This window comes from Coleofasciculus sp. E2-BRE-01 (assembly GCF_040221695.1).
Classification (GTDB): Bacteria; Cyanobacteriota; Cyanobacteriia; order Cyanobacteriales; family Coleofasciculaceae; genus Coleofasciculus.
Map to the genome: position 1 here is coordinate 1 of NZ_JAVKEA010000010.1, position 11467 is coordinate 11467.

The following is an 11467-nucleotide window of genomic DNA, read 5'->3' on the forward strand; positions in this document are numbered from 1 at the left end:
ACTGGGATAACAACCCGTTCTAAAAGCATAAGGTATGCATAACAAGCACCAAATCATTGAGGAGCCGTGTGTGGCGAAAGTCACAAGCACGGTTTTGAAGGAGAGGGTAGGGAAGCAATTCCCTACTCGACTCAAACGGGGACTGGGATTAACTAAGCAGATATTAGACCACAATCAGGATAACCCATCCGACAAGATTAAGTTTCCCACTGGTATTGACCTCCATAAATGGTTGGTAGACGGTACGCTATTGAATAACAATAGTTTTGCGATCGCGCCTCCGAACTGACCCACACTCCTTTGTCTCAAGTCTTTAGTGGGTTGCATCAACGACAAAGGACAAATAGACAAATAGACAAATGACCAATAACAAAGCTTATGGCAGATTCAATTATGGAAAATCGCGACTATACCCTAATCATCGATAAAAGCGGCAGCATGTCAACACCGGATCAACCGGGTGGACAAACCCGTTGGTATACCGCCCAAGAATCAACGCTCGCCCTCGCCCGAAAATGTGAACAGTTTGACCCCGATGGTATCACCGTTTACCTCTTTTCCAGTCGCTTTAAACGGTACGACAACGTTACCTCAGACAAAGTGGGACAAATCTTCTTAGAAAATGACCCGATGGGACGGACTGACTTGGCTAGTGTACTTCAGGATGCACTCAATAGCTACTTTCAGCGCAAATCGGCGGGACAAACCAAACCCGAAGGCGAAACCATTTTAGTCATCACAGATGGGGAACCGGATGATCGCAAAGCGGTGATGCGAGTCATTGTGGAAGCATCACGCCATATTGATCGAGATGAAGAATTGGCAATTTCCCTGATTCAAGTGGGTAACGATCCCACAGCCACGCGATTTCTCAAGATTCTCGATGATGAGTTGCAAGGGGCGGGTGCCAAATTTGATATCGTTGACACCGTTACCCTAGATGATATGGCAGATATGACGTTACCCGAAATCTTGCTGAACGCGATTCAGGATTAAACGTTAAGCGGGGTGGGTTTAGTCCAGTTATCGGTTTGAGTAATAGTGTTATCAGTCAAACCATCCGTGTCAACTTAAGCTACACCCCTCACCCACAGCCCCTCTCCATCCCCCCTAGACCCCCTTTGAAAGGGGGGAATAAAGGAGAGAGGGTAGCAAGAGGGGCGCAACATTGGTTTTCCCTGTTCCCTGTTCCCCGTTCCCTGTTCCCTTTATCAGTTTTTGTTATGCCAGATCGAGATTACACGTTAATTATCGACAAAAGCGGCAGCATGTCCACACCGGATCAACCTGGTGGAAAAACCCGTTGGGAAACAGTTCAGGAATCTACCTTAGCTGTCGCCCGAAAATGCGAACAGTTAGATGCGAATGGTATCACCATTTATCTGTTTTCCAGTCGCTTTAAACGGTATGATAATGTCACCTCGGATAAAGTGACTCAAATCTTTCAAGAAAATGACCCGATGGGGCGTACAGATTTAGCCTCTGTTCTCAAAGATGCCACAGATAACTACTTTCAGCGCAAAGCGGCTGGAGAAGCCAAACCCGATGGGGAAATAATTTTGGTGGTTACTGATGGCGAACCCGACGATCGCAAAGCGGTGATGCGGGTAATTATTGAAGCATCGCGTCAAATGGATCGGGATGAAGAATTGGGGATTTCGTTGATGCAAGTCGGGAATGATCCCACAGCCATGCGATTTCTCAATATTCTGGATGATGAACTGCAAGAAGCAGGTGCTAAGTTTGATATTGCGGATACCGCTACCTTAGACGATATGGCGGATATGACACTATCCGAAGTCTTGGTGAATGCGATCATCGATTAATCGCTAATCCGCTCATTTGTTTCGACTTCGCTCAACCCAACCTAATACGAATGTTGCTGACTTAAGCTGGGTTCGTAGTAGGCACTTTAGTGCCAGAAGCGCTTTAGCGCTTACTACAAACTCTATTCCTGTCTGATGAAAAAGCAAGCCAATAAATTTAGTCATCTCACCGCTAAAGACAGAGTTTATCTCTCCTTTCCCGGACAGCTTCTCCTCGAACAAAAGCGGCTTCAGGGTAAAATTCTCGACTTTGGTTGTGGTTTGGGTAATGATGTCAAACGTCTGCGGCAAAAAGGCTTTGATATCACCGGATATGACCCTTACTATTTCCCCGAATATCCCACTGTTAAATTTGATACTATCCTCTGTTTTTATGTGTTAAATGTTCTCTTTGCTGAAGAACAGGCAACTGTTCTGATGAACGTTTCACATTTATTAAAACCCGGTGGAAAAGCCTATTATGCGGTGAGGCGAGATCTGAAAAGAGAAGGATTTCGAGAACATTATATTCATAAAAAACCGACGTATCAGTGCGTCGTCAAACTTCCCTTCCAATCCATTCATCTAGACGAGTATTGCGAAATTTACGAATACGTTCATTATAACTATCAAAGACATTCTCAAAATAAGTGCATCTTTTGTAACCCGCGCAGAAGTCTGCGAGTCCTAACCGAGTCAGCCACAGCTTATGCCATGTTTGATGGGTATCCAGCCAGTAAAGGTCATGTTCTGGTGATTCCTAAACGTCATGTTGCCAATTATTTTGATTTGGACTTTAAAGAACAATCTGCTTGCTGGTTCATGGTTAACAAAGTCCAAGAGTTTTTAACGGAGCAATTTCATCCCGATGGGTTTAATGTGGGATTCAATGTGAATCGAGAAGCTGGACAAAAGATGATGCACACGAGTATTCATGTTATCCCGCGTTACCAGGGAGATGTTAGAGGTAAAAAAGGTGGAATCAGATCGGCGATTCCTAAACGAAAAATTTAATAATAACGCTGTAGCGGTTAGGATACATCATTTGGTAGAGACGTTGCATGCAACGTCTCTACAACAGTTCATTTGTCCTAATCGATGTGTCTATTGCTATAGCAAAAAGGGGGTAGTTATAGCACTACGCATTAAGGTTAGGACCTGAAGGGGTGACAAGCCTCTTGCACTTTCTCAAAGCTAACTTTAGGATTACCGTAAGTCAGATTATCTAACAACGTTCCGTTAAATACATCAACATCCTGGTGAACGATCGCTAAACGTTGACGATACCCGGTAACATCTAACTGGCGGATGTCGATACCATCAATCAAAATGCTACCTTGATCCGGTTCAAAATACCGAAACAAGAGTTTAACCAACGTAGATTTCCCTGAACCCGATCGCCCGACTAATGCGATCGTTTGACAGGGTTCAATTGGCAGCGGCTAATTCTTGTCTCAATTTTATTTGGGCGAGGTTGTACACTAATAAACACAGTCCCATTATTATCGCGCTCACTTCCACCCTCTGGGGATTTTTAATGAATACACTAATAATTTTGTATAGTTAACATCTAAAGCAATCTGAAAAGTGTTCTATATCTTTATAGACCTCTAGAATATCAAATTCTTCTTTTTTGATTGCCAAATTCCGCAGACCATATAATACTTGGCTCCAAAAACCTCCGATCAGACAAATACGAATACTTGGCATTGTCAGTGTATAACGTAGGCACCAAGTAACACATAGTTCGTCAACTGTACCAATACTTCCATTTTGAACAACAAACAATTCACTGCTCTGTATTAAAAGCCTAAGTCTATCAAACAGATCTTTAGCTTTGATTTCTTCAGTAATGAATTGGTGCGCTGGTTTTGGATCAAATGAGGCGTTGGTAATGCCAATACATTGACCTCCAGATTCTACAACCCCTTTAGAAACTGCTTCCATCAAACCATAGTACCCTCCGTTTTTCACTGTATAACCTTTGCTAGCAAGGTACTTACCCAGCTTAATGCCATCCTGATAAACAGGATCATCTACCGTGAATTCAGAGCCACCAAAAGTTGTTGCATATTTTTTCATGATGAGCGTAATTGCGATAAAACGTAGCTTCTGTATTGTACTAAATGAGACAAAAGTTTTAAATCTTGGAATATTCCAGTTTTATGCATTTCTTCTAAAGATATGTGTCCTTCAATAAAGAGGTTAATAATGTCAAAATGAGTAAAGCAAGAAAAACATTTTTGTTCTTCTCTTCTAAGAACCTTTCTCACAGAAGGATGAGCTAAATCTGGTGGTAATACACAGTCTCTTTCAAAAATGTTCTGGTGATTATCAATTATCCCACAAGGACACAGTGGGCGACTACCATCCTCGCATCCATACAGACCTATGATAGGTAAAAAGCATGTGTTATTTTTTCGACCCTTTACAGTCTCTATGAGAGCTTCCATATATCCTTTTGGAGGAATTGTTCCTAAAGGAAAAGCATCTTTTAAGTGAGATAATATGGCGATATTAGCCTCAGTATTAGATAGGTAGTAGTCAGAAAATCTGACTGGAAAAGGAATGATAGTAACTTGAGGAAAATGCTGAAAAAAATATTGAAAAAACTCTGTTAAATACCGAATATTATGATCGGTGAGTACACAGCTTATCTCAAATTTGAATCCTTGTTCATACAACCAGCCTACAGTTCTTAGAACCTTCTCAGTGTTTCGAGTAGCTTCCTTATAGCGCAAAGCATTCGCTTGATCTATGTATCCGTCAAGTGAAATTTGAAAACAGAACTTATTTGGATCAAGCTTTTCTAAGTTCTCTCGTTCTATGAGAGTGCCATTAGATACAATAAGGACTTTTTCAAACCTTTCTGAAGCTAAAATCAATTCATCAATGACTTCAGGTAAAAGAAAAATCTCTCCACCTGAAACTTTCAACAGATATGAGTCAGATTTTTCTAAGATGTGGGAAATATTTTGCCTTAGATCACTGACAGTATAATCAAAGTGTATTGTTTGACTCTTCTGTCGTGAAAAAATTTTGTCGCCTCTGCGAAAGGTTTCTAAGTTTCCCAATGTCAACCAGCAATATTGACAACGTAGATTGCAAAGCTCAAATTCCACTTCGAGTGATGTTAAAAAAAATTTTTTCATTGTCATGTCCTTTTGTGATAATTTCTGTAATCTTCAATATACTTATGTCCACCTTTCTCATACATTCGATGAATGCTATGATTATGAACATAGTATTCAGCCGTAACTGGATCAAAGAATTGATAAACCTTATAGCACTTATTCATCCGCAAAAACAAATCTAGATCTTCTTCAAAGACAATATTTGAATCAAACAAACCAACAGAAAGACAAAACCTCTTATGCATTACCATAAGTGGTAACACGCATCCTGTATCGGTATCTGCCAACTCACCATGATATATTTTACGTGATGAAGGTTTGATGTCCCATACAGGACCAAACACAAGATCGACCTCATGTTCTTTAATAATATTATGGCGAACCTCAAGATGATTTGCAAGATATATATCATCAGAATCTAAATAAGCAATATAGTCACCTTTTGAGTGTTCTAAACCTTTATTACGAGCGCAGCTTGAACCAGAATTGTCTTGATAGATGTAATGAATTCTGGAGTCTATAATAAATTGACTGACTATGCTCTCAGTAGCATCTGATGAGCCATCATTCACAACAATAAGTTCCCAGTTTTTATATGTCTGACACTGTACACTCTGAATAGCACGAGCGATAAATTGATCGTGCATAAAAGTAGGCATAATAACCGATATCATTGTCCCCCTATATCCCAATTAACAGTATTAGTGTGCAAACGGGTACGTGCATAACTAGGTGACTTTGTGACTAAAGTTGCCTCAAACACATGCAGAGAAGAAAGATGCATAAAATTCAACACAAACTCGCAAATATCGCTCATCAGAAGCATATCTAAATTTCCTTTTGCATCTTTAATAATAGTATTTTCATTTTCGGATTCTGCAATTTGACCTAAATATAAGTTACTTACTTGAAGTCCATTCATATGCTCTTCTGAAGCTAAGGAGTTTGCAAAAGCCTCCATAGCAGCTTTTGTCATAGTGTATAAAGCATTTCCGGCTTCCATACCGGATTTTCTATTAACCCAGTCAGCCAAAAAGTTAACTAACACAGTTTTTTTAGAACGTCGAATTAGAGGAATTAAACTTTTAATTAAGAAAGCTTGTCCTTTAACATATGCATCAATCATAAAAAAGAAATCCTCTGTTTGGCAGTCATACGTTGTTCCAACGTATGAACCACCAGCAACATTAAGAATTAAATCGACGGAGTTTAAGTATAGTTGAATTTCTTTAACCGCTAGCTGTACTTGATTCATTTCTGCTAAATCGCACACAACAATATAAGTTTGACAGTAGCTCTGTACATTTAACTGCACTTGTCGAAGCTTCTCTTCTGTACGTGCTAAAAGTACCATACACTCAGCATGTGGTGCGAAATAGTGCGCTAGACTTTTTCCAAGCCAGTCACTTCCGCCGATAATTACTATGTTTGACTTATTCATGAGTTTAGATTGTCTGATTGAATGACATAATTACCTATGAAAATAGCATCTAAATTAGTTTCTCTGAAGGTATCTATAGCATCTTCTGGTGTATTTACGATTGGCTCTTGAGATCCATTGAAAGAGGTATTCATTAAACCAGGGATTCCTGTTAATGTATAAAACTCTCTCACTAGCTTAAGAAAATGCTCAGGTGTTCTTCCTTGGTGAATGGTTTGTACACGAGATGTGCCATCCACATGAATAGTTCCAGCAAAAAATAATTTACTAGCATTAGATACAATGGGAAAACCAAACAGCATAAATAAACTCTCTTTGCAATTTTTGAAGAAAACCTGAGAGAACTCCTCTAAAACTACAGGAGAAAAAGGACGCCATATTTCTCGTAGTTTAATCTGCTGGTTAACTCGATCACGAATTTTGATAGAGTCAGGACGGGCTAATATACTTCTTGCGCCAAGCGCCCTAGGTCCAATCTCAGCTTTTCCTTGAAACCAACCAATGACTTTATTATTTGCAATGTACTGTGCTGCAACAAGTTCAGGCTTTTCTAAGTATTGAAAGTGAATATTTTTGCTCTCCAAGGCTTTTCTAATATATTTATTGTTATAAGAGGGACCAACATATGGAAAATCTGTTAACTCTATCTGGCTAAAACCGTTTTGCTTAGTAAAGTATACTGCAGCACCCAGAGCAACACCAGCATCATGTGACACGGGTTGTACAACGATTTTCTTAGCTGGAAACTTTTGTAGTAAAGAACCATTACTTTTACAGTTTAAGCCAACCCCGCCAGTTATGATAATCACTTCGTCTTTTTGACTAAGGTAAGTACGAACCAGAGACTCTATTGCCTCCTCCAAGCTATGTTGTACAGATGCCGAAAAATTAATAGCATCAGAGTTTAAATGGAGTTTATCCCGCTTAAGAAAATCAATCTCTTTGTGGGCTTTAGTAGATCCAGCAATTTGTAGATTGGGGCAAGAGGCTTTAAACTGAGGAATCCAGAATTTATCAACTATTGACACAGCATCATCTAAATTTTCATAATCAATTCCTATCTGATTCGATGGTACTGGGCTAGAAAAATTTCTTGCGTTGTTGCTCTTCCAATAGTCTATAGTAGGCTTTCCGTAGGAGGAGAGTCCCATGAACTTACCCGTTCCCGACAAACCAAATCCAACATAACTAGTAGCTGCTTCATAGTAGTAACCAAGAGAATGTCGAGAGTCGAAAGCATCTAGCTTCTCAAGAGAATTATCTTTGTGGCGAAAAATACTTATTGAGTCTTTTTCACCCTGACCATCAACAACAACAACTAGACTTTGCCGAAATGGTTCTAATATAATCCCGCTATAAGCATGTGCTAAGTGATGCTCCAGAAATACTACTTTCTCCAAAGGAAAGAGATCAGGGGCATGAAGATCAGTAAGTAGTTTTCTTGCGAAATCAACAGCACCAATTTTAGGAGATGCAAGTTGACCAAAATATGGTAAATCCCATCCTACAGCAACATAATCCAAATCCCCCCAGTCAATACCACCTGTTTGCAAACACCATCGTGTAGCAAAAGCTGGAACTGTATGTGGTGCATGCTTTACTCTAATAAAACGCTCTTCTTCGACTGCTGCTACAAGTTGACCATCTACAATTAGGCATGCAGCCGGATCGTGAAACCAATCTCCCCAACCATTAATTCCAATGATTTTCATAATGCTAATTTATAACATCTAAAAATAAGTTGTGAAATTTATCTGAGATACTCTTTGGCAAAAAACTATTAGCTCTTTTAGCTACAGATTTGGACTTCTCAAGATAAAAAGAGCTATCCATTAGTAGCTTTATGATAATATGTTGAAAGTCTTCTTTATTGGAAAAAAGTAAGTCATTATCTTCAACGATTTCAGGCATTGCACCGCTGTTGAAACATACTACAGGTTTTCCTCTCGACATCAAGTCAACTATAGCCATCGACCATAGCGCTCCACTTCTCAAGTGGCTAATTCCAATATCTACTTGAGTAAGAGCTTGGTAATAGGTTTCTTGTGTTGAGAAATGCCGAATCCTAACAAAGGGCAAACTTTCTAGATATTGGCGTATATCGGTTGGGCTTGGGTCAAGTTGATTTCTGAAGGTAGAACGCTTATCAGTAGGATCAGTGACAACAAGAATAAACGGAATTTTATCGTTTAGTTCTTTAAGATAATCGAATATCTCACAACCACCATAATGGGTATACAATCTATGATTGTAAAGGAGAGTCGGCTTTCTAATATTTTTGGTAGAATTACTAATAGAAAATATACAAGATTGCTTATAGTCTTGTACTGGAGGAGGAATAACTTCCATAAAAATATCTTTGGTTTGAGAACCTGCAGCAGTAAGGAAAAGACGTTTACCAAATTGACTACCAATAATATTGGCATCAGAGACAAGTGCTGACTCTAGTTGCCTCTTCCATATAGCTTGCCCTGCACCAAATAAGTTTTGACTGGGATCGAATTTTATATTTCCTTCTTCTGAAATGCCTTGAATAGCTAAGTAATGATAATAAGTAATGCAAGGAATGCTTTTATTCCAAACTTCATAGAATAAAAGCTTCAAAGCAAGTGTTAATTCACTTTGGTTTATTAAAGCAATATCAAAAGGTTTAGTATGAGTCAGAAGTAGTTTTAGTTTTTCCCATTCTATGCTCATCCTAACTCCAAATTTGCTATCTGAGAAAGGCAGAAAAATAGGCTTAATAACCTCAGGTAAATAAGGCATTTTAGGAGGTCTAATTAAGCTTACTTCATGATCTTTTTGTGCAAGATTATGAAGAAGTGATCTCTGGAACACATATCCACTATCTGCTTCCAGATTAGATATATTGCTAACATTTAAAAAAGACAATATTCTCATTGAATAGACCAGATCTTAATTTCATTTAAAATTTGTTTTTCTAAAGACAAATTCTCCGTTGCAATCGCATCAAATAGTCTCAGCAGATATTCTTTTGCCGCTTGCATTTCAAATTGATCTAGACCTTTTGTCTGAATTACTGGCTTACTCCCATCAAACTGATCATAATCCGAAGAGACAATCCAATTATGTTCTACGGCATCCTTGTACATCTGGGTTCCCCAGTAGTGGACTGGGAAGTTAATACCAATACTTTGAGGACGACATAAAGAAATTAAATTGGCAGTAGCAAAAATACTCATGCGTGTTTCTCCAGGAAAACCAACCATTAATAGAAAAGCAATGGCGATTGTAAACTCTTTGCTCCACTGACTAATATTAAGGAGTACAGCATCGGTAACACCGCGCTTTAATTTTGTAAAGCGTAATTCTGGGTCTCCAGATTCAACACCAATATTTACTCCTTTACATCCAGACAATGCCATTATTTGCAGTAAATCACGACTTAATCGATCAGCCCGAGTTTCACACCACCATTCAATTTTGACGGCAAGTTTTGATATGGCATAAGCAATTTCTAATGCCCTATTTTTATCTAAAGAAAATACTGGATCACGAAATAAAAAACGTGTATATCCTAAAGCAATAGCATCTTTAATTTCTGCTATTACATAATCTACTGATTTTGCTCTCCATTGTTTTCCTTGCACAAGAGGGTAGGGACAGTAATATGAGCAGGCATACGGACACCCTTTACTAGAAAGTATGGTCGTGCATTCTCCTAGCTTTGGATAATAATATTTTTGATCCTTTACAAGCTGTCTTTCGGGAAAAGGCAGAGCTTCTAAATTATCTATGCCTGCTTTCTGGTTGATTAAAATAGCGCCATCTACATAAGATGCTGTACCCCGAATATCTTGCCCCAGCAAAATATCTGCCAGGTTATCATGAACTTCTGAGATCAGACACAAGCTAAAATTTGCTGTTGAAAATATCTTTTTCAGAACGGAGACATCATGCGTATATATTTTTGCGACAACTGAGATGCCAAGACTAGTTAATTTTCTCCCAAATTCAATGTCAGTAGATAAAGTGGGAAGCGATATCTCAACAATTGCAAGGTCAATATTGCAATGTTGCACTCTTCTTAAAACTTCATCGTCAGAAATATCTTCTGCTTGAGCATCCAATAGGAAAACTTTGAATTGTTTTTTAATACAAGCAGCGAGTTGCAACAAATCGAGGGGTGGAAGTATGTACGAACAGTCCCTGTTTTGTGTAGATTCAAACCCAAGTCCACCAGCATATTCTCTAATGATATACTTATCACATACTGGTGGAACAATAAAACACACACAAGAATCAGTATCTATCATAACGAATTGATTCTTTATTTCTTTGACTGAACAGTTTTACACTGAATCGTACTTCCTCTTTTTGTTGGAGGCGGTTAGTGATCCCTTTGTTTGTGGTATGCCATCGATATCGATAAAGCACGCCATTTACTCTCTGAAAAATAAATCCGGCTTCTGCAAGTCGCAGTACAAGATCAAAATCTTCTGCATATTTATACCTTGTGTCGTAGCCATTAATTTTAAGCAAAGAGGCTATTTTATATAATCGGACATGACCAAATGGTAAGAAGTTGTTTGCTTGCCCAAGTCTGTCATATAATTTGATTAATCGCTGTATAGCATCTTGAGGGCTAGTACAGTCAGGATTTTGAACTATTTTCTGTTCTTGTCCTTGGGCATCAATGAAAACAAAATCTGAATAGATCAGATCAGACTCAGGGTTTTCTGATAAGCACTGCATAACTCGCGAAACTGTCTCAGGTATAAACTCATCGTCAGCATCGAGACCAAAGACATATTCCGTCTCAATAAGTGGCAGTACATAGTTCCAGGCATCTGAAGTACCTCCGTTTTCTTTCGTGAATACTGTAATCTGATTTTCATAGCTACGAAGAATACCGGCAGTGTTATCTGTACTCCCATCGTTGACAACAATGATATAAATATCATCAGAATAACTTTGCTTGACTACACTATCTATAGCATTTTGTAGAAATTTACTCCCGTTATAAACAGGAATTACTACTGTCACTTTCATCCATGTGAAACTCCTAGAAGGATTTTAATCGCTAATGCTTCCTAGACTGAAGTAACAGCCGCCTAGGTCTAGTC

General features: G+C 38.8%; 11 protein-coding genes and 2 pseudogenes. 4 read left to right on the top strand and 9 right to left on the bottom strand.

Annotation, left to right across the window (positions count from 1 at the left end; genetic code table 11):
• Positions 1 to 139: 139 nt before the first annotated feature.
• The 4 genes and pseudogenes from RIG66_RS01330 to RIG66_RS01345 form a co-directional block, all read left to right on the top strand.
• Positions 140 to 238: pseudogene (locus RIG66_RS01330) on the top strand (RNA-guided endonuclease InsQ/TnpB family protein); the annotation flags it as partial.
• A 140-nt stretch (positions 239 to 378) separates the two neighbouring features.
• Positions 379 to 996, top strand: a complete 618-nt coding sequence (locus RIG66_RS01335) for a vWA domain-containing protein (RefSeq protein ID WP_446351687.1) — start codon at positions 379 to 381, stop codon at positions 994 to 996.
• Between the two features lie 227 nt (positions 997 to 1223).
• Entirely contained in the window at positions 1224 to 1826 is a 603-nt protein-coding gene (locus RIG66_RS01340) for a vWA domain-containing protein (RefSeq protein WP_446374482.1), read from the top strand.
• Between the two features lie 135 nt (positions 1827 to 1961).
• Positions 1962 to 2819: a bifunctional class I SAM-dependent methyltransferase/HIT family protein gene (locus tag RIG66_RS01345; protein ID WP_446374484.1), complete on the top strand. Its 858-nt coding sequence runs from the start codon at positions 1962 to 1964 to the stop codon at positions 2817 to 2819.
• 155 nt (positions 2820 to 2974) lie between these two features.
• On the opposite strand, the pseudogene RIG66_RS01350 reads toward RIG66_RS01345, so the two are convergent.
• The 9 genes and pseudogenes from RIG66_RS01350 to RIG66_RS01390 all read right to left on the bottom strand — a co-directional run.
• Positions 2975 to 3244 (bottom strand): annotated as a pseudogene (locus RIG66_RS01350) (ATP-binding cassette domain-containing protein); the annotation flags it as partial.
• 124 nt (positions 3245 to 3368) lie between these two features.
• Entirely contained in the window at positions 3369 to 3887 is a 519-nt protein-coding gene (locus RIG66_RS01355) for an LOG family protein (protein WP_446374486.1), read from the bottom strand.
• Positions 3884 to 4957, bottom strand: coding sequence for a radical SAM protein (locus tag RIG66_RS01360; protein ID WP_446374488.1), 1074 nt, complete (start codon positions 4955 to 4957; stop codon positions 3884 to 3886). Before RIG66_RS01360 ends, RIG66_RS01355 begins: the two co-directional genes overlap by 4 nt.
• Positions 4958 to 4959: 2 nt before the next feature.
• Complete coding sequence (locus RIG66_RS01365) at positions 4960 to 5613, bottom strand: glycosyltransferase family 2 protein (RefSeq protein WP_446374490.1); 654 nt, start codon at positions 5611 to 5613, stop codon at positions 4960 to 4962.
• On the bottom strand, positions 5610 to 6380 hold the full coding sequence (locus RIG66_RS01370; protein ID WP_446374492.1) for an SDR family NAD(P)-dependent oxidoreductase: 771 nt from the start codon (positions 6378 to 6380) through the stop codon (positions 5610 to 5612). Before RIG66_RS01370 ends, RIG66_RS01365 begins: the two co-directional genes overlap by 4 nt.
• Entirely contained in the window at positions 6377 to 8092 is a 1716-nt protein-coding gene (locus RIG66_RS01375) for a carbamoyltransferase family protein (protein WP_446374494.1), read from the bottom strand. The genes RIG66_RS01370 and RIG66_RS01375 overlap by 4 nt, the downstream gene beginning before the upstream one ends.
• A 4-nt stretch (positions 8093 to 8096) precedes the next feature.
• Positions 8097 to 9281 carry a glycosyltransferase gene (locus RIG66_RS01380; protein ID WP_446374496.1) on the bottom strand — a complete coding sequence of 395 codons (1185 nt, stop codon included), beginning with the start codon at positions 9279 to 9281 and terminating at the stop codon, positions 8097 to 8099.
• Positions 9278 to 10657 carry a radical SAM protein gene (locus RIG66_RS01385; RefSeq protein ID WP_446374498.1) on the bottom strand — a complete coding sequence of 460 codons (1380 nt, stop codon included), beginning with the start codon at positions 10655 to 10657 and terminating at the stop codon, positions 9278 to 9280. The genes RIG66_RS01380 and RIG66_RS01385 overlap by 4 nt, the downstream gene beginning before the upstream one ends.
• Positions 10644 to 11393 (bottom strand): glycosyltransferase, encoded by a 750-nt coding sequence (locus tag RIG66_RS01390; protein WP_446374500.1) that lies wholly within the window; start codon positions 11391 to 11393, stop codon positions 10644 to 10646. Before RIG66_RS01390 ends, RIG66_RS01385 begins: the two co-directional genes overlap by 14 nt.
• Positions 11394 to 11467 lie beyond the last annotated feature (74 nt).